17 protein-coding genes are annotated in these 19,153 nt (G+C 66.1%); 15 read left to right on the top strand and 2 right to left on the bottom strand.

The window, feature by feature from the left end; genetic code table 11:
* The first annotated feature begins 39 nt into the window (after window positions 1–39).
* Window positions 40–1,221 (top strand): beta-ketothiolase BktB, encoded by a 1,182-nt coding sequence (gene bktB, locus P8T11_RS09995; protein WP_259246042.1) that lies wholly within the window; start codon window positions 40–42, stop codon window positions 1,219–1,221.
* A gap of 45 nt (window positions 1,222–1,266) precedes the next feature.
* Here the strand turns inward: bktB and P8T11_RS09990 are convergent, their stop codons facing one another.
* Entirely contained in the window at window positions 1,267–2,040 is a 774-nt protein-coding gene (locus tag P8T11_RS09990) for an IclR family transcriptional regulator (RefSeq protein ID WP_418910314.1), read from the bottom strand.
* A gap of 139 nt (window positions 2,041–2,179) precedes the next feature.
* Between P8T11_RS09990 and P8T11_RS09985 the strand changes: the two genes are divergently transcribed.
* The 11 genes from P8T11_RS09985 (at window position 2,180) to P8T11_RS09935 (ending at window position 14,981) form a co-directional block, all read left to right on the top strand.
* Window positions 2,180–2,983: an enoyl-CoA hydratase gene (locus tag P8T11_RS09985; RefSeq protein ID WP_050448478.1), complete on the top strand. Its 804-nt coding sequence runs from the start codon at window positions 2,180–2,182 to the stop codon at window positions 2,981–2,983.
* Window positions 2,980–5,064, top strand: coding sequence for an acetate--CoA ligase family protein (locus P8T11_RS09980; protein ID WP_268082086.1), 2,085 nt, complete (start codon window positions 2,980–2,982; stop codon window positions 5,062–5,064). The genes P8T11_RS09985 and P8T11_RS09980 overlap by 4 nt, the downstream gene beginning before the upstream one ends.
* Window positions 5,065–5,111: 47 nt before the next feature.
* The gene (locus tag P8T11_RS09975; protein ID WP_050448476.1) at window positions 5,112–6,080 is read left to right on the top strand and encodes a Bug family tripartite tricarboxylate transporter substrate binding protein; all 969 of its coding nucleotides are present in this window, start codon (window positions 5,112–5,114) and stop codon (window positions 6,078–6,080) included.
* A gap of 5 nt (window positions 6,081–6,085) precedes the next feature.
* A complete protein-coding gene (locus tag P8T11_RS09970) occupies window positions 6,086–7,315 on the top strand; it encodes an acyl-CoA dehydrogenase family protein (RefSeq protein WP_268082087.1) in 1,230 nt (409 codons plus the stop codon).
* 18 nt (window positions 7,316–7,333) lie between these two features.
* On the top strand, window positions 7,334–8,386 hold the full coding sequence (locus tag P8T11_RS09965) for an acyl-CoA dehydrogenase (RefSeq protein ID WP_268082088.1): 1,053 nt from the start codon (window positions 7,334–7,336) through the stop codon (window positions 8,384–8,386).
* A gap of 105 nt (window positions 8,387–8,491) precedes the next feature.
* Entirely contained in the window at window positions 8,492–9,262 is a 771-nt protein-coding gene (locus P8T11_RS09960; RefSeq protein WP_268082089.1) for a spermidine synthase, read from the top strand.
* 167 nt (window positions 9,263–9,429) lie between these two features.
* A complete protein-coding gene (locus P8T11_RS09955; RefSeq protein WP_268082090.1) occupies window positions 9,430–10,182 on the top strand; it encodes a GntR family transcriptional regulator in 753 nt (250 codons plus the stop codon).
* A complete protein-coding gene (locus P8T11_RS09950) occupies window positions 10,133–11,449 on the top strand; it encodes a malonyl-CoA decarboxylase domain-containing protein (protein ID WP_268082091.1) in 1,317 nt (438 codons plus the stop codon). Before P8T11_RS09955 ends, P8T11_RS09950 begins: the two co-directional genes overlap by 50 nt.
* Before the next feature lie 54 nt (window positions 11,450–11,503).
* A complete protein-coding gene (locus P8T11_RS09945; protein WP_268082092.1) occupies window positions 11,504–12,295 on the top strand; it encodes an enoyl-CoA hydratase/isomerase family protein in 792 nt (263 codons plus the stop codon).
* A 5-nt stretch (window positions 12,296–12,300) separates the two neighbouring features.
* A complete protein-coding gene (locus tag P8T11_RS09940; protein WP_268082093.1) occupies window positions 12,301–13,842 on the top strand; it encodes a malonate--CoA ligase in 1,542 nt (513 codons plus the stop codon).
* 167 nt (window positions 13,843–14,009) lie between these two features.
* Window positions 14,010–14,981 carry a Bug family tripartite tricarboxylate transporter substrate binding protein gene (locus P8T11_RS09935; protein ID WP_268082094.1) on the top strand — a complete coding sequence of 324 codons (972 nt, stop codon included), beginning with the start codon at window positions 14,010–14,012 and terminating at the stop codon, window positions 14,979–14,981.
* 42 nt (window positions 14,982–15,023) lie between these two features.
* Here P8T11_RS09935 and P8T11_RS09930 read toward each other — a convergent pair whose 3' ends face one another.
* Entirely contained in the window at window positions 15,024–15,980 is a 957-nt protein-coding gene (locus P8T11_RS09930; protein WP_268082095.1) for an aldo/keto reductase, read from the bottom strand.
* 271 nt (window positions 15,981–16,251) lie between these two features.
* Here P8T11_RS09930 and P8T11_RS09925 point away from each other — a divergent pair, with 271 nt between their 5' ends.
* From P8T11_RS09925 to P8T11_RS09915, 3 genes are all read left to right on the top strand, one after another.
* Complete coding sequence (locus tag P8T11_RS09925; RefSeq protein WP_268082096.1) at window positions 16,252–17,223, top strand: ABC transporter substrate-binding protein; 972 nt, start codon at window positions 16,252–16,254, stop codon at window positions 17,221–17,223.
* 204 nt (window positions 17,224–17,427) lie between these two features.
* Window positions 17,428–18,318, top strand: a complete 891-nt coding sequence (locus P8T11_RS09920) for an ABC transporter permease (protein WP_268082097.1) — start codon at window positions 17,428–17,430, stop codon at window positions 18,316–18,318.
* A gap of 1 nt (window position 18,319) precedes the next feature.
* Window positions 18,320–19,114 carry an ABC transporter ATP-binding protein gene (locus P8T11_RS09915; protein ID WP_268082098.1) on the top strand — a complete coding sequence of 265 codons (795 nt, stop codon included), beginning with the start codon at window positions 18,320–18,322 and terminating at the stop codon, window positions 19,112–19,114.
* Window positions 19,115–19,153: the final 39 nt, after the last annotated feature.

Genomic DNA, 19,153 nt, shown 5'->3' with positions numbered 1-19,153 from the left:
TGGAAACATCAGATGGAAATACCCCAAGGAGGAAACACCATGAATGAAGTTATCGTCGCATCGGCCGTCCGCAGCGCCATTGGCGATTTTGGCGGCGCGCTGAAAGACGTGCCGCCCTGCGATCTGGGCGCCACCGTCATCCGGGCCGCGCTGGAACGCGCCGCCGTCAAGGGCGACGAGGTCGGCCACGTTGCGGTGGGCCACGTCATCAACACCGAACCGCGCGACATGTATTTGTCGCGGGTGGCGGCCATGAACGCCGGGATCGCCAAGGAAACGCCGGCCTTCAACGTCAACCGCCTGTGCGGCTCGGGCCTGCAGGCCATTGTGTCGGCCGCGCAAACCATCATGCTGGGCGATGCCGACATCGCCATCGGCGCGGGCGCCGAAAGCATGAGCCGCGCCCCGTACATCGTGCCGTCGCAACGCTGGGGCGCCCGCATGGGTGACAGCACCATGCTGGACATGATGACCGGCGCCTTGTCCGACCCCTTTGGCCGCATGCACATGGGCGTGACCGCCGAAAACGTGGCGGCCAAGTTCGGCATCAGCCGGCAAGACCAGGACCTGCTGGCGGTGGAATCGCATCGCCGCGCGGCCGCCGCCATCGACGCCGGTTATTTCCGCGACCAGATCGTGCCGGTGGTGCTGAAGACGCGCAAGGGCGAAGTCGTGTTCGACACCGACGAGCACGTGCGCCGCGACGTCTCGGCCGACACCATGGCCGCGCTCAAGCCCGTGTTCAAGAAAGAGAACGGCACCGTCACGGCGGGCAATGCGTCGGGTCTTAACGACGGCGCGGGCGCCGTGGTGCTGATGAACGCATCGGTGGCCGCCAAGCGCGGCATCAAGCCGCTGGCGCGCCTGGTGGCTTACGCGCATTCGGGCGTGGACCCCGACATCATGGGCATCGGCCCGGTGCCCGCCACGCAGGCCGCGCTTAAGCGCGCCGGACTGACGGTGGACCAACTGGACGTCGTCGAAGCCAACGAAGCCTTTGCCGCGCAAGCCTGCGCCGTGTCGCGCGAACTGAAGCTGGACCCGGCCAAGGTCAACCCCAACGGCAGCGGCATCGGCCTGGGCCACCCCATCGGCGCCACCGGCGCGATCATCACCGTCAAGGCGTTGCACGAGTTGCAACGCGTGGGCGGGCGCTACGCGCTGGTGACGATGTGCATCGGCGGCGGGCAGGGCATCGCAGCTATTTTCGAGCGCATTTAAGTTGCTGACTGCACGCGCCTCGCCTTCACGCGGGGCGCGTGTCCATCATTCATGACCCAGATAGTCCTGTGCCCAGGCCAGGCATTCGGCGTGCAGCAGTGCCCCCATCTTGGCGCGGCGCGGCGCATCCAGCCGGCTGCTGATGGCGCCGAAGCTGAACGCCACCCACGTCAGTTCCGACACCGGAAACGCCACCCCCACCCCCGAAACGCCCGGCGTGATCGTGTCCACGATCTCGGAATACCCCGCCGCGCGTGTCTGCTTCACGGCCTTCATCAAGGCCGTGCTTGATACCCCGATCTGCGCATAGCTGGCCGCGTGCCGCGCATACAGTGACGCAATCTCTTCATCCGCCAGGCTGGCCATCAGCGCCAGGCCGCCCGCACCCACGCCCAGCAGTCGGCGCTCGCCCTGATCGATGGTGAATACCTTCACCGGAAACGAACCGGCCTCGCGCAGCAGGCACAGCGCGTAGTCGCCCTGGCGGATCACCAGAAACACCGTGTCGCCCGACAGCCGCGCCAACTTCTGCGCGAAGGGGCGCAGCGCGTCCAGCAGCGGCGTGCGGCGCAGCGCGGCAAAGCCCAATTGCATGGAATCCACGCCCAGGCGGTAGCGCCGGGTGCGGCCGTCGCGTTCAGCGAATTGTTCTTCCAGCAGGCAGCTCAACAGGCGATGGGCAGTCGAGCGTTCCAGCCCGGTAGCCGTCATGACGCCTTGCAGGTCGATGCCGTCTTCCTGGTGTTGCGCCAGCACGCGCAGCAACCCCAAGGCCCGACGCATGCTTTGAGTCCCGCCGGTAGCCATTATCTTGTTCATATTGTGGGAAAAATCGATTGATTATTTTGTATTCTAGGATTCAAGGTGCGTTAATTCAATCAAATCGATGCAGTGCTATCGCTGCGATCCCACCGACCCGGGCCACGCGAGTCCGGGCTCAGCAAGAGACGAGGAGACTATGGAATACGCCACCCTGGCCGTCGAGCACCACGACTCGGTCTGCCGCATCAGCCTGGCGCGCGAGTCCGCGCGCAACGCCCAAAGCCAGCAGATGCTGGATGAGCTGGACGACGCCCTGACCCGCGCCGAGCAGGACGACGCCGTCCGGGTGGTGGTGCTGGCCGGGCGCGGCGCGCATTTCTCGGCGGGCCACGACTTGAAAGAAGCGCAGGCCAAGCGCGCGGACTTCACCGTGGAAGAGCGCTGGGAATATGAATCGCGCCGCTATTACGGCTACTGCCTGCGCATCTGGGACTTTCCCAAGCCCACGGTGGCCCAGGTGCAGGGCGCCTGCGTGGCCGGCGGATTCATGATCGCCAATATGTGCGACCTGGTCGTGTGCGCCGACACGGCGTACTTCTCCGACCCGGTCGGCCACACGCTTGCCGCCGCCGCCACCGAAGTGCTGATCCACCCCTGGGTGATGGGCCTGCGCAAAGCCAAGGAAATGCTCTACACCGGCGAAAAGGTCGACGCCCAGGAAGCGCTGCGCATCGGCATGGTGAACCGCGTGGTGCCCGAGGCCGAGCTGGACGACGCCACGTTGGCGTTGGCGCGACGCATCGCGCAGGCGCCGCCGTTCGGGCTGCGGCTGATCAAGCGGTCGTTGAACCGCACCGCCGATGCGCAAGGCTTTCGCACCGCGCTATCGGCCCACTTTGACACGCATCAACTGTCGCACCTGAGCGAAGAATTCCAGGCGGTGCGCGAGCGCGGCCTGGCGCAAGCCATTCAGCGCAACAAGAAGGGCGAAACGGCATGAGGCCCGCGCTGGATTGCCTGCTGGATCCGCACTCCATCGCGATGATCGGCGCCAGCGCCAACGCGGGCCGCATTGGCGGCATGCCGCTGGAATTGCTGACGCGCTTTGGCTACGCGGGCGGCATCTATCCGGTCAACCCGAAGTACCAGGAAGTGTTCGGCAAGCGCTGCTGGCCCGACATTGAATCCGTGCCCGAGCCGGTGGACCTGGCGGTGCTGGCGATTGCCGCGGCCGATGTCACGCCGATGCTGCGCCGCTGCCACGCCAAGGGCGTGCGCGCGGCCATCGTCTATGCGGCGGGTTTTGCGGAAGCGGGCGGTGAGGGCGCGCGCCTGCAAGACGAACTGGAAGCCTTCGTGGCGCAAAGCGGCATGGCCGTGGCCGGGCCCAACTGCATGGGTTTCGCCAACTTGAACACGCAGGCGCACACGGCGTTTGCGTCGGTGTTCAAGACCGCGCCGGCGCAGTCCGGGCCGGGCGTGGTCAGCCTGCTGACGCAAAGCGGCAATGTGTGCGCGGCGGTGTACGCCATCGCGCGCCGGCTTGACCTGCCTTTCTCGCATTTCATCAACACCGGCAATGAAGCCTGCCTGGATTTCTCACAGTACCTGGAATATCTGGCGGGCGATCCGAGCACGGAAATCGTGCTGGGCTATATCGAACAACTGCGTGACGGCGAACGCTTCGTGCGGGCCTGCCGCGAACTGGAACGCCAGGGCAAGCTGCTGATTGCGCTGAAGGCCGGCAACACCGACAAGGGCGCGCAGGCCGTGCGTTCGCACACGTCGGCGCTGGCGGGTGACCGGCGCGTGTATGCGGCGGCGTTTCGTCAACTGAACGTGATTGAAGCCACCGACTTTGCGCAGATGGCGCACCTGGCCAGCCTGGCCACGCTGCGCCACCGCAGCGCCGGCAAGCGCGTGGCGGTGTTGACGATGTCGGGCGCGCTGGGCGCGATCCTGGCCGACAAGTTCATCGGCGCGGGCCTGGACTTGCCCGATCTGCCCGAAGACTTGCAGTCCGTGCTGCGCGGGGGCATTCCCGATTACGGCATGGTTGGCAACCCGGTGGACGTAACCGGCAACGTGGTCAACGACCCCGACTTCGTGCGCACGGTGCTGCAAGCGCTGGCCACCACCGACGCCATCGACGCGGTGGTGGTCTATGCACCCGGCTACATGCTGGACCGCATGGCCGATGCCTTGGCCGAGGCGTCGCGCCAGCATGCGCGCCTGTTCATCGCCATCGATACCGGCCTGGCCCAAAGCCGCGCGGCCTTGCGCGAAGCCGAGGTGGCCGTGTTTGAAGACCTGGGGCAGGCGGTGTCCGCGCTGGCGCCTTATCTGCTGTGGTGCGAAGCGCGCGGTAGTCATCGCATTGCGCCCGCGCCCCGCCTGGATGCGGCGGCGGTGCCGGCGCTGCCCTGCAACGAAGCCGATGCACGCGCCTACCTGGCCGCCTTCGGTCTGCCGCAGGCCCAGGCTCGCCCGGCGCGTAGTGCCGACGAAGCCGTGGCCGATGCGCGCGCCGCGGGCTATCCCGTGGCCTTGAAGATCCTTAGCGCCGACATCGCGCACAAGACGGACGTGGGCGGCGTGGCGCTGGGCCTGGCGGATGACGACGCCGTCATGGCTGCGCGCGAACAGATCCTGCATTCGGCGGCGGCCGCGCAACCGGATGCCCGCATCGACGGCGTGCTGGTGCAGAAAATGGAACGCGGCGTGGCCGAGTTGATCGTGGGTGCCACGCGCGACCCGGTCTTTGGTCCCGTGCTGACCGTGGGGCTGGGCGGCGTGCTGACGGAGATCTATCAAGACACCAGCCACCGGCTGCTGCCCGTGGACGAAGACATGGCCATGCAGATGCTGCGCGAGCTGAAGGCGTTTGCGCTGCTGGACGGCTACCGGGGTAAGCCGCGCGCCGATCTGGCGGCGGCTTGCCGAAGTATCGTCGCCGTGGGCAACGCCATGCTGGCCGCGCCGGCGAACGTGGCGGAAATTGAAGTCAATCCCTTGCTGATCAAAGAGGCGGGACAAGGCGTTGCGGTACTGGACGCGCTGATCCTGCCCGCAACCCCGTAGTGCAACCGCGCACACCGCGCAAGCGCATCCCCCAGGAGGAGACAAGCATGATGAAAAGACTATTGGCCGGCGTGGCGCTGGCCTGCATTGGCGTGACAGGTCCATCGCACGCCCAGGACCCGTATCCCAACCGCCCCGTGCGTATCGTGGTGCCGTTTTCGCCTGGTGGCGCGACGGACATCATGAGCCGCCTGCTGGCCGAGCAGTTGACGGCCAAGCTGGGCCAGACCGTCATTGTGGAAAACAAGCCGGGCGGGGGCACGATGATTGCGTCCGACTACGTGTCGCGCGCCGCGCCCGACGGCTACACGCTGCTGATGGCGGCGTCGTCGCTGGGCATCGCGCCCAGCATCTACGCCAAGGTCAACTACGACCCCATCAAGGATTTCGCGCCGGTCAGCCAGGTGGCCTCGGTGGTGCATGTGCTGGAGGTGCATCCGTCGGTTCCGGCCAAGAACGTGGGTGAGCTCATCGCCTATCTGAAAGCCAACCCCGGCAAGGTCAGCTATGGCTCGGTGGGCGCTGGCAGCTCCACGCATCTTGAGGCCGAACTCTTCAACAGCATGGCCGGCGTGCAGATGGCGCATATTCCGTACAAGGGCAGCGCGCCCGCGTTGAACGATCTGGTGGCCGGACGCATCCAGGTGATGTTCGACGCCTGGGCTTCGTCGGGCCCGTTCGTCAAGGACGGCAAGTTGCGCGCGCTGGCAGTGACGACCACGAAGCCCTCGGCTTCCGTGCCGGACCTGCCGACCGTGGCGGCGTCCGGGCTGCCGGGCTATTCGGCCATGCCGTGGTTGGGTCTGGTGGCGCCGGCGGGCACGCCGCAAGCCGCGATCGACAAGCTCTACCAGAGCCTGGCGCAGATTCTGGCGCAGCCCGAGGTGAAGGCGAAGTTCACGGGCCTGGGGCTGGACATCATCGGCAGCGATCCCAAGGCCTTCTCCGCCTTCATCCGGCAAGACGTAAGCACCTGGGCCAAGGTGGCGCGCGAATCCAATATTCGACTGGAGTAGCAGGAATGGGTCGACAGGAACACGCCACGCAAGACAGCGCGGCGCAGGATGGCGCGGCGCAGACCATCGCGGCCACTGACGACGCCGCCTTCCGCCAGCAACTGCGCACGTGGCTGAACGACGCCTACGCCGGCTTCGTGCGCGGCTGGCCGGGCGGCGCGGCCCCGCGCGACCTGGACTTTCGGCGCGCCTGGGAAGACGCGCTGTGCGCGGCCGGCTGGTCGGGCCTGGGCTGGCCCCGGGACTATGGCGGGCAGGGCTTGCCGCTGTCGCGCCAGGCCGTGTTCCATGAAGAGCATGCGCGTTGCGGCGCGCCGCTGGGCGTGAACCTGATCGGCCACGGCATTCTGGCGCCCACGCTGCTGCACTTTGGCAGCGAGGCCCAGAAGCGCCGCTTCCTGCCCGGCATCCTGTCCAACCGCGAGGTCTGGTGCCAGGGCTATTCAGAACCCGGGGCCGGGTCCGACCTGGCTTCGGTGCGCACGCGCGCCGAAGCCGTGGCGGGCGGCTACCGCGTCAACGGCCACAAGATATGGACGTCGTTTGCCGACCGCGCGCAGTGGTGCTTCGTGCTGGCGCGCACGGATGCCGCCGCGCCCAAGCACAAGGGCTTGAGCTTCCTGCTGGTGGACATGCGCAGCCCCGGCGTGCGGGTGGAGCCCATCCGCCAGATGACGGGCGATGCCGAGTTCTGCGAAGTGTTCTTCGAAGATGTGTTCGTGCCGCAAGACCTGCTGTTGGGGCAGGAGAACCAGGGTTGGAAGGTGGCGATGGCCGCCGCCAGCTTTGAACGCGGCACGTATTTCATTCCACGCCTTGTGCGGTTTGGGCAAGAGCTGGACGCGGTGCGACGCCTGGCGCTGCGCCCCGATGCCTATGGACATGTGCCGGCCTCGTCGGCGGTCGTACGCCACAAGTGGGCGCGGCTGGCGGCCGACAGCCATGTACTGGCATTGAAGTCGCAACGCGCGCTGGAAGGCGCCATGCGCGGCGACCCGCCCGGCCCGGAAGGCTCGTCCACCAAAATCCACTGGAGCGAAGCACATCAGCGGCTGCTGGAACTGTCCATGCAGATGCTGGGCGACGCGGCATGCCTGGCGGACGAGGCTGACGCGCAAGCCGCCGAGCTGACGCACGCCTACTTGTGGTCGCGCGCTGAGACCATCCTGGCGGGCACGTCCGAGATCCAGCGCAACATCATCGCCGAACAGATGCTGGGCCTGCCGAAGGCCTGAACCTAGCCACTGGATACCATGACTTTTTCCTTGAATGAAGACCAGCGCATGTTGCAAGAGGCGGCCGGGCGCTTTCTGGCTGACCGCCATCCTCCAAGCGTTGCCCGCGCGGCGGCGGCGCGTCCGGTGGACGCCCGCCTGACGCTATGGCGCGAGATTGCCGAGCAAGGCTGGCCCGCGCTGCTGGCGCCGACCGGGAACGACGGGCTGGGCCTGGGTATGCGCGAAGCCTGGGTCGTGGCGGAAGCGGCGGGGCGGCATTTGTTGAGCCTGCCGCTGGTGGCGAACATGGTGGTGCTGCCCACCTTGTGCGAGGCCGGCGCGGCGGGGCCCGTGGCGCAGTGGGCGCAAGCCATGATGCAAGGCGAGATGTATTTCGCGGATGCAGCGATGCGGCCGGACGGCTCGGCGTTCATCGAGGGCGCGGAGGCAGGCGTGCCGGCCTTGGCGCTGCGCTGCCTGGGGCCGGGCAGCTTGCGGCTGGAACGCCATGCGCCCTTGTCCGGCATGTCGGCCACCACAGGCCTGGACCCGACGATGCCGGTGGCGCGGGTAGCGCGCCCCGACGTGCAGGAAGCTATCGAATTACAAGTCGACGCGCGCGTGTGGCGGCGTTTAAAAACCCGCATGACGCTGCTGCGCTCGGCGGAATTGTTGGGCGCGGCGTCGGCGGCCTTGGACATGGCGGCGGCGTATGCACGCGCGCGCCGCCAGTTTGACCGCGCCATCGGCGCCAACCAGGCTATCAAGCATCGCCTGGCCGACGACTGGATGGCGCTGGACGACGCGCGCTTGGCCGGCATGGCGGCGACGGCGTCGCACGATGCCGACGCGCCGTCGGCGGACCGCGACAGCCTGTACGTGCCGCTGCTGGCGGTGGAAGGCGGCCGGCGCGCCGCGCAGAACGCGATCCAGGTGCATGGCGCCCTGGGCATCACCTGGGAATGCGATGCGCACCTGTACCTGAAGCGGGTGCTGCGGCTGGCGGCGAGCCTGCACGCGGAGGCGTCTTGCACCGAATGGCTGGAGCGGATCTGGGAAGGCGCCGGCGCCGACAGGGCCGCAGCCTGACGGCGCGAACCGGCGGCGCGGCCAGCCGGTGCAGGCAGACCGGGCAGGCGGCCCATGCAAGCAACGGCCAGACGCCCGCCCGGCGTCCGCCCTACAATCGCCGCCATGAATAAATCGAACTTCCCCTCCGAACTCGACCAGCCGACCCTGTCCGAACTGGACGGCGTGCGCTATCTGCACTTCAACACCCAGTGGGTCCAGGGCGCCATGCGCGTCAAGACCCCGGCCGAGCTGGTGCTGGAATACACCGGGCAGATGATGGCCTGGCTGCTGTTCCTGGAGCCGCCCAAGGACGAGGCCATCGGCATGCTGGGCCTGGGCGCGGGTTCGCTGGCGCGCTTTTGCGTGAAGCACACGCGCAGCCCGCTGCTGGCCGTGGAATGGAACCCTCGCGTGACCGCGGCGTGCCACATGTTCTTCCGCCTGCCCGGATCGAACCGGCTGCAAGTCGAACACATGGATGCCGGGCTGTGGGTGGCCGACCCCGCCAACGCCGGACGTTGCCCCGTGCTGATGGTGGACCTGTATGACGCCGCGGCAGAAGGCCCGGTGCGCGACAGCGTGAAGTTCTACCGCGATTGCCGGCGCGTGCTGGGCGAGGTCGGCGTGGTGGCGGTGAACCTGTTCGGCCGTCACGAGAGCTTTGGCAAGAACATCGAGAACCTGTCCAAGGCGTTTGACGACCGCGTGGTGTTGCTGCCGGAAGTGGACGCGGGCAACCAGATCGTGCTGGCCTTCTCGGGGCCGCGCCTGTCGGTCACCCCCGCCGAATTGCTGGAACGCGCCGAAGTGGTCGAATCCAAGTACGGGCTGCCGGCGCGCCGCTGGGCGCGGGCGCTGACCCGCCACGCCGTGGACGGCGTGCTGCACTTCTGATCGGTCCCCGGCGTTCTGCCGGGGGCGTTTTCGCTTTTAGGATGGGGTTCGGGGGCGGAAGGGGTTTTCCAGGGGTTTACCTTTTTCCGCGTCGGGATTTAACATGGGCCTGTTCATAATTATGAATTACGGCGCCAAATATCGGCGTCAATTCAAACCGCCGCCCCATGAGCCAACCCATCGTCCGTCAAGCCCTCTACCTGGAAGTCGCGGATCGCCTGCGCGCCATGATTCACGCGCGTGCGCTGTGCAATGGCGAGTGGATCGACGAACTGCGCCTGGCCGGCGAAATGGGCATTTCCCGCACGCCGTTGCGGGAAGCGCTGAAGGTGCTTGCCACCGAAGGGCTGGTGCGGTTGGAGCCCCGGCGTGGCTGCTTTGTCAACGAACTGTCCACGCAAGACCTGGAAGACATCTTCCCGCTGATGGCCATGCTGGAAGGGCGTTGCGCCTTCGAAGCCGCGCGCAAGGCCAGCGACGAAGAACTGGCGGCGCTTGAGCCGCTGCATGCCGAACTTGCCGGCCACGCGCGCGCCGGCCGTATCGACGCCTACTACCAAACCAATTACCTGATCCACGAAGCCGTGCAGGCGCTGGCCGGCAACCAATGGCTGTCGGACATGGTGGGCAACCTGCGCAAGGTGCTCAGCCTGTCGCGCCATCGCAGCCTGGCGCGGCCCGGGCGCATCCAGCAGTCCTGCGCCGAACACCTGGCCATTTTCGATGCGCTGAAAGCGCACGACAGCGACGCCGCCCAGGCGCTGGCCCACACCCATCTGATGCGGCAGTTGGAAGCCCTGCGCGCATTGGCCAATGAAGACGCCGCCGACCCGGTCTTGACCGATCCCATCGTTATCCAGGAGCCCGCCCATGTCCGTACCCGCCAATCTCGCGCCCGCGCGGGGCGCTCGCACGCCTGAACCCGACCCCGAACTGATCGATGCCGCCGCCGCGGCCGAAGGCGCCAGCCTGATGACGCGGCTGGGCAAGCTATGGGAACGCGGGCGCCTGCCCAGCGAATCCGACGTGCGCCGCCTGTTCGAAGCGCGCCTGACCGATGTGGCCGCCAACAAGCTGGCGCGCCGCTGGTGCGAGCAGTACAGCGCGGCCGACGGCAAAGACCGCCGGCTGATGCTGGCTGCGCTGGCGCAAGTGCGCGCCACCTTCGCGGCCGATGGTGGCGAAGGCACGCGCCTGTTCAAGCGCTTCAACGCCTTGCCGCATGGCTTGCGCTTCCTGGTGGATCTGCGGGCCGACATGCTGCGCTGGCGCAAGCAGGTGTCCGGCATCCAGGGGCTGGACAAGGAACTGGAAGGCTTGCTGTCGGCATGGTTTGACGTGGGCTTGCTGGAACTGCGCCCGCTGACCTGGGATTCACCCGCCTCGCTGCTGGAAAAACTGATCCTGTACGAAGCCGTGCACGAGATCACGTCATGGGATGATCTGCGCCGCCGCGTGTCGCCCGACCGCCGCTGCTACGCCTATTTCCATCCGCAGATGCCAGGCGTGCCGCTGATCTTCGTGGAAGTGGCGTTTGCCGGCAACATGGCCGACAACGTGCAGGTGCTGCTGGACAGCACGCTGCCGCCGCAGGATCTGGACAAGGCGCGCTGGGCCATCTTCTATTCCATTTCGAATACGCAGCCCGGCCTGAAGGGCATCAGCTTCGGCAACTTCCTGCTCAAGCGCGTGGTGGAGCAACTGCTGGAAGAACTGCCCAAGCTGAAGAACTTTGCCACGCTGTCGCCCATCCCCGGTTTTGCCGACTGGCTGGGCAAGCTGGACGCCGACGCCGTGGAGGCCATCGTGCGCGAAGATAAATCGCGCACCAAGGACCGCAAGCGCGAAGGCGTGCCGGACGGGCAGCGTTGGGTGTCGCGTCTGGCCAAGGCCGCGCAGGGCCCGGCGTCCGATGTGGTCAAGCGCGCCGGCTTCCGCCTGGCCGCGACCTATCTGCAATCCATGAAAAACGGCTTGCCGCTGGACCCGGTGGCGCGCTTTCACCTGGGCAACGGCGCGCGCATTGAACGCTTGAACTGGGCGGCTGATACATCAACCAAGGGGCTCAAGCAATCCTGCGCGATGATGGTCAATTACCTGTACGACCTGGACGAACTCGACACCAACCTGGCGCGCCTGGGCGAAGGCAAGCCCCAGGTCAGCCGAGGCGTGGGGCGCGTGGCCTGATTGCCATTGCCCGGCGACGACAGCAAGACATATCAATAAAAAAGGGTAGGGGACATGACGCAAGACGTGACCGGCCGCGTGCGGCTGGAACGCGAAGGGGCCTTGGCCTGGGTGACGCTATCGCACCCAGGGCGCCTGAACGCGATAACGGTGGGCATGTGGGGCGAACTGCGCGACGTGTTCACGCGCGTGGCTGCCGACGACGCCTTGCGCTGCGTGATCGTGCGCGGCGAAGGCGGCAATTTCGCGGCAGGCGCGGACATCCGCGAGTTCCCCGCCCAGCGCGCCAACATGGCGGGCGTGCAGCGCTATCACCGCGACATCCTGGCGCCGGCCCTGCAAGCGGTGGCCAATTGCCCGCATCCGGTAGTGGCGCAGATTGAAGGCGTGTGTGTGGGCGGCGGGCTGGAGATCGCCAGCCAGTGCGACCTGCGCATCGCCGGCGCCTCGGCCCGTTTCGGCGTGCCGATCAACCGCCTGGGTTTTCCCATGGCGCCTGATGAAATGCGCGGCCTGCTGGCGCTGGTCGGACGCGCGGCCACGCTGGCCATCCTGCTGGAAGGCCGCGTGTTCGGCGCCGACGAGGCCCATGGCCTGGGCTTGCTGACGCGCATCGTGCCGGATGAGCAGGTCGCCGATGCCGCGCGCCGCAGCGCCGAACGCATCTGCCAGGGCGCGCCGTTGGCCGCCCGCATCAATAAACGCCTGTCGGCCAGGCTTGCCCAAGGCGGCGCCTTGACCGAAGACGAATATCAAGCTTATTTCTCCTATGCCGAAAGCCGGGACCACCAGGAAGGCGTGCGCGCGTTCCTGGCCGGCGTAGATCCTTCCTTTTCCGGAGACTGACCAAGGTGAGCAACGCCAACCTCTATGCTGTCCTGCAAGGCGGCTTCCCCAAAGATCGCAGCAAAGTCGCGCTGGAAACGCCCGACCTTGAATACACCTGGGATGACATCGACCGCGCCTCCGCGTGCCTGGCCAACCTGCTGACGTCGCTGGACCTGCCCGACGGGTCGCGCGTGGCGGTGCAAGTGGAGAAGTCGCCGGAAGCGCTGCTGCTGTATCTGGCCACCTTGCGCGCCGGCCTGGTGTACCTGCCGCTGAACACGGCCTACCGCGAAGCCGAGATCGAGTACTTCCTGGGTAACGCCGAGCCGGCCGTCGTGGTCTGCGCCAGCAAGAACCAGGATTGGGTGCAACGCGCCGCCGACAAGGCCGGCTGCGCGCACGTCTACACGCTGGACGAAGACCGCACGGGCACGCTGCTGGACGCCGCGGGCGGCCAGCCGCAAACGTTCAAGACCGTGGAGCGCAAGCCGGAAGACCTGGCCGCCATCCTGTACACGTCCGGCACCACCGGCCGCAGCAAGGGCGCGATGCTGTCGCACGGCAACCTGGCCGCCAACGCGCAGGTGCTGCACAAATACTGGGGCTGGCGCGAAGACGACGTGCTGCTGCACATGCTGCCCATCTTCCACGTGCACGGTTTGTTCGTGGCTTCGCACGGGGCTTTGCTGGCGGGCGCCAAAATGATCTGGCTGCCCAAGCTGGACACCGACCAGGCGCTGCGCTATCTGCCGCAAAGTACGGTGATGATGGGCGTGCCCACCTACTATGTGCGCCTGCTGGCCGACCCGCGCTTTGACCGCGCGGTGTGCGCCAACATGCGTTTGTTCATCTCGGGTTCCGCGCCGCTGCTGGCCGAAACGTTTTCGGACTTCAAGTCGCGCAGCGGCCACGCCATCCTGGAACGCTACGGCATGAGCGAAACCGTCATGCTGACGTCCAACCCTTACGACGCAAAGCTGGGCGAGCGCCTGGCCGGCACCGTCGGCCGCGCGCTGCCGGGTGTGCAAGTGCGGGTGGTGGACGACGCGGGCGTGGCGCTCGCACCGGGCGAGATCGGCAACGTGCAGGTGCGTGGCCCCAACGTGTTCTCGGGCTACTGGCGCATGCCGGAAAAAACCCGCGAGGAATTCACCGAAGACGGCTGGTTCAAGACGGGCGACGTCGGCCGCTGGGGCGGCGAATCCGCTGGCCACGAAGCGCCGGCCGATTACCTGTCCATCGTGGGCCGCAGCAAGGACCTGATCATCTCGGGCGGCTTCAACGTCTATCCCAAGGAAATTGAAACCCTGATCGACGACATGCCCGGCGTGGCTGAATCGGCCGTCATCGGCGTGCCGCATCCGGATTTCGGCGAAGCCGTGGTCGCGGTGGTGGTGCCCAAGGACGGCGTGTCACTGGACGCGGATGCCATGCAGCGCGAACTGAAGTCGCGCATTGCGAACTTCAAGGTGCCCAAGCGCGTGCACATCATCGACCAACTGCCGCGCAACACCATGGGCAAGGTGCAAAAGAACGTGCTGCGCGAAACCTATCAGGCGCTCTGACGCCAACCATCAGTGCCGGCCTTCAGGGGCCGGCATTTTTTTCTTCCAAGGAGGCGACGCCGACCCGATCCCCGCTATGCAGTCCTGGCAGCTTCATTCAATAAAAAATTCAAGAGACGAGACGCAGACAACCGCGCCGTCCCCGTGATGCAGCAAGAGGAGACATTATGAAAGTTCGCACGATCGCCGCGGCCGTATTCGCCGTGGCAGCCCTGGGTTTCGGCGGCTCGGCCGCCGCGCAATGGCCAGAGCGCGCCATCACCTTGATTGTTCCGTTCCCCGCTGGCGGCGGCACGGACACCTTCGCCCGTCCGCTGGCCCAGCAACTGACCATGCAGTTGGGCCAGACGGTCGTCATCGACAACAAGGGCGGCGCGGGCGGCACAGTGGGCGCCGGTGTGGCGGCCAAGGCCAAGCCCGACGGCTACACCTTCTTCATGGGCGGCGCGCACCATGCGCTGGCTCCCTCGCTCTACAAAAACCTCAGCTACAACATCCAGAAGGACTTCGCGCCTGTCGCACTGGTGGCGCAGCCACCGCAAGTGGTGGTGATCAACCCCGGCAAGCTGCCGGTCAAGACGCTGCAGGAGTTCATCGACTATGCCAAGAAGCATCCCGGCGAAATCAACTACGGCACGGCCGGCAAGGGCAGCACGCACCATCTGGCGGGCGAGCTGTTCGCCATGCAGACGGGCATCAAGTTGGTCGACGTGCCCTATCAGGGGGCGGGACCTATGTTGTCGGCGCTGATCGGCGGACAGGTGGACATGGCGTTCGACGGCCTGGGATCCTCGGCCGGCCACATTCGCGCGGGGGCGATCAAGCCCCTGGCCGTGGCCGCCACCGAGCGGTCGGCTTCCTTGCCCGACGTGCCCACCGCTGCCCAGGCGGGTGTGCCGAATTACGTGGTGTCCACGTGGTACGCCATCTGGGCGCCGGCCGGCACGCCGCAAGAGGCGGTCGACAAGATGGCGTCTGAAATCACCAAGGCGCTGAATACGCCGAAGTTGAAGGAAACCTGGGCCGGCAACGGTTCGGCGGTGCCCAACATGACGGGCCCCGCCTTCGGCAAGTTCGTTGACAGCGAGGTGACTCGCTGGGCGAAAGTGGTGAAGGATTCCGGCGTGACGCTGGATTGATGGGGGCGCCGCTAAGTTGCCACTAGCGGCGCTGGGGCCTCGTCAGCGCCACTCGCTGGCCTGGCTCAGCTTGGTCAACTGGTCATGCGTCAGCGTCAAGCTGGCGGCTTTCACCAGTTCGTCCAGCTGCGCCAGGGACGTGGCGCTGACGATGGGCGAGGTGATGCCGGGCTGCGCAATCTGCCAGGCCAACGCGGCTTGCGCGGGCGTGCAGCCGGCGTCTTCCGAGACCTCGTCCAGCGCCCTCAGGATGCGCATGCCGCGTTCGTTCAGATACGTGTCCACAATCTTCTGGCCGCGCGCGCTTTTGCCGGCATCGGCCGCGCTGCGGTACTTGCCGCTAAGAAAGCCGCTGGCCAGCGCGTAGTAGTTGATCGTGCCCATTTGCTGCGTCTTCACCAGGCTTTGCAAGCCGGATTCAAAGGACGCGCGGTTGTACAGGTTGTATTCGGGCTGGATGCTTTCGTAGCGCGGCAGGTCGTGGCGTTCGGCCGCGATCAGCGCTTCGGACAGGCGCACCGCCGTGTAGTTCGACGCGCCAATGGCGCGCACCTTGCCGGCTTCAATGTGCTTGGCGTATTCGGCCAGCGTGTCGGTCAGCGGCGTGTCCGGGTCGTCCTTGTGCGACTGGTACAAGTCCACGTAGTCGGTTTGCAGCCGGGCCAGCGAGGCCTCGAGCGCACGGCGGATGTATGCGGGCGACAAGCCCACCGCGTCAGGGCCCATTTCCATGCCGACCTTGGTGGCGATCATCACGCGGTCGCGCTTGCCGGATCGCTTGAGCCATTTGCCGATCAGGGTTTCGGATTCGCCACCCTGGTTGCCGGGGGCCCAGCGCGAATACACGTCGGCCGTGTCGATGAAATTCAGGCCCGCGTCCACCATGGCGTCCAGCAGGGAAAAGGCGCCGGCTTCGTCGACGGTCCAGCCGAAGACGTTGCCGCCGAAGGTAAGCGGGGGAACTTGCAGGCCGGAACGGCCCAGCGCGCGTTTGATCATGGTGAGGCCTTTGGATGCGTCTGACGGGTTGCCCCGGGGCTGCTGGATGAAGCGCGGGCAGCAAGAGCCCGGGTGGCGATATTTAGTATATTGGCGCCGCGCGCCCCGGCTTGGAGCATGCCTGATTGGCATGCACCATTTCAGGGATTCCCCGCAAATTCTTTTGTCTGGCGGCAAGTTAGACTATACGGCTTTACGGCTGACCGACCGGCGGGAAGCCGCCGGCGCAGTTGTAGTAATGAACAAAAACCAAGGGTTCAAGGAGCTTAGTATGCTGATCGGAAAAAAACATTTTCTGACGGTTGGCGCCATGGCGCTGGCAATGGCTATCGCCGCGCCGGTGTCCGCGCAGCAAAAATCGGTGGCGGTGACCGCCATCGTCGAGCACCCGGCGCTGGATGCCGTGCGTGACGGGGTGCAAGACGCCCTCAAGCAAGCCGGTTTTGAATCCGGCAAGAACCTGAAATGGCAGTACCAAAGCGCGCAGGGCAACAACGGCACCGCCGCGCAGATCGCCCGCAAGTTCGTGGGTGACCGCCCGGACGCCATCGTGGCCATCGCCACGCCGTCGGCCCAGGCTGTCGTGGCCGCCACCAAGGACGTGCCGGTGGTGTATTCCGCCGTGACCGACCCCGTGGCCGCCCAACTGGTCAAGAGCATGGACGCCACGGGCACCAACGTGACCGGCGTGTCGGACATGCTGGCGCTGGAAAAGCAGGTTGAACTCATCAAGAAAATCGTGCCCAACGCCAAGCGCGTGGGCATCGTCTACAACCCGGGCGAAGCCAACTCGGTCGTGGTGGTGAAGAAGCTTCAGGAAATCCTGCCCAAGTCGGGCATGAGCCTGGTCGAAGCCGCCGCCCCGCGTTCGGTGGACGTGGCTTCCGCCGCGCGCAGCCTGATCGGCAAGGTTGACGTCATCTACACCAACACCGACAACAACGTCGTGTCGGCGTATGAATCCCTGGTCAAGGTCGGCAACGACGCCAAGATCCCGCTGATTGCCTCCGACACCGACAGCGTCAAGCGCGGCGGTATCGCGGCGCTGGGCATCAACTACCACGACCTGGGCATGCAGACGGGCAGGGTGGTCGTGCGTATCCTCAAGGGCGAAAAGCCCGGCGCCATTCCGTCGGAAACCATCTCCAAGCTTGAACTCTACGTGAACCCGGGCGCCGCCGCGAAGCAGGGCGTGACCCTGTCCGAAGACGTCATCAAGTCGGCCGCGGTGGTCGTGAAGTAAAGCGACTCCGGCCAGACCCCGCCACGCTCAAGCGGCGTGCGCGGGGTTTTTGTTATGTTTTTTTGGGGCGCGCGGCGGCCCCGTCCCCGACGAACCGAGAAACGTTTATTGCGAAAGCTCGGGTAAAACTGATGCCGGAACGCAAGAAATCCGACGTTTCAAGTCTTTAATATGCACCATCCTTACCCTGATTGGATTTAACCCATGTCATTGTTCTCGTTGTTAGGCGCGTTGGAGATCGGGCTGATCTTCAGCCTGGTGGCCTTGGGCGTGTTTATCTCCTTTCGCCTGCTGCGCTTCCCCGACCTGACCGTTGACGGCAGCTTTCCGCTGGGCGGCGCCGTCTGTGCCACGCTGATCGCGTCGGGGACCGACCCGTTTTCCGCCACGGTCATCGCCACTATCGCCGGCGCGGCGGCGGGGCTGGTGACGGGCTGGCTGAACGTGAAGCTGAAGATCATGGACCTGCTGGCCAGCATCCTGATGATGATCGCGCTGTACTCGATCAACCTGCGCATCATGGGCAAGCCCAACGTGCCGCTGATCACCGAGCCCACCGTGTTCACGATTTTGCAGCCGGAGTGGATTTCCGACTACGTCGCGCGTCCGCTGATCCTGATTGTGATCGTGATCCTGGTGAAGCTGGCGCTGGACTGGTTCTTCGCCACGCAAAGCGGCCTGGCGCTGCGCGCCACCGGCTCCAACGGCCGCATGGCCCGCGCGCAGGGTGTCAACACCGGCCGCATGATCCTGGGCGGCATGGCTTTGTCCAACGCCCTGGTGGCGCTGGCCGGCGCGCTGTTCGCGCAGACGCAGGGCGGCGCGGATATTTCGATGGGCATCGGCACCATCGTGATCGGCCTGGCCGCGGTGATCGTCGGCGAAAGCATCCTGCCGTCGCGCAAGCTGGTGCTGGCGACGCTGGCCGTGATCATCGGCGCCATCGTCTACCGCTTCTTCATCGCGCTGGCGCTGAATAGCGATTTCATCGGCCTGAAGGCGCAAGACCTGAACCTCGTCACAGCGGTGCTGGTCACGATTGCCCTGGTCATCCCCATGCTCAAGCGCCGTCTCGTCGGCAAGAAGGGGCGCTGATATGTTGTCCGCAAAAGATCTGAAAATTACCTTCAACGCGGGAACGCCCATCGAAACCCGCGCGCTGCGTGGGTTGTCGCTGGACATTCCTTCGGGCCAGTTCGTGACCGTCATCGGGTCCAACGGCGCTGGCAAGTCCACGTTCCTGAACGCGGTATCGGGCGACCTGCCGATTGATTCGGGCAGCATCGACATCAACGGCGTGGACGTGACGCGCCAGCCCGTCTGGGCGCGCGCCGGCCAGGTGGCCCGAGTGTTCCAGGACCCCATGGCGGGCACCTGCGAAGACCTGACCATTGAAGAAAACATGGCGCTGGCGCAGATGCGCGGCGTGCGCAGAGGGTATAGCCGCGCGGTCAAGGCGTCGATGAAGGACGGGTTTCGTGAGCGCTTGGCTACGTTGGGCTTGGGGTTGGAGAACCGGCTGACCGACCGCATCGGGTTGTTGTCCGGCGGCCAGCGCCAGGCGGTCAGCCTGCTGATGGCCGCCTTGCAGCCGTCGCGGATTTTGCTGCTGGACGAGCACACCGCGGCGTTGGACCCACGCACCGCAGATTTCGTGCTGCAACTGACGGCGCGCATCGTCGCCGAAAACCAGTTGACGACCATGATGGTCACCCACAGCATGCGCCAGGCGCTGGACGTGGGCGACCGCACGGTGATGCTGCATCAGGGGCAGGTGGTGTTGGACGTTTCCGGCGACGAGCGCCGCGGCATGGACGTGCCGGATCTGCTGGCGATGTTCGAGCGCGTGCGCGGGGAAAAACTGTCGGATGATGCGTTGTTGTTGGGGTAGCGGGGCGGCGTGAGATGGTGCCCGTTGGGGCAGCACGAG

It is taken from the genome of Achromobacter spanius (assembly GCF_029637605.1).
Lineage (GTDB): Bacteria > Pseudomonadota > Gammaproteobacteria > Burkholderiales > Burkholderiaceae_B > Achromobacter > Achromobacter spanius_E.
This window is presented reverse-complemented; position numbering and strand designations above follow the sequence as displayed.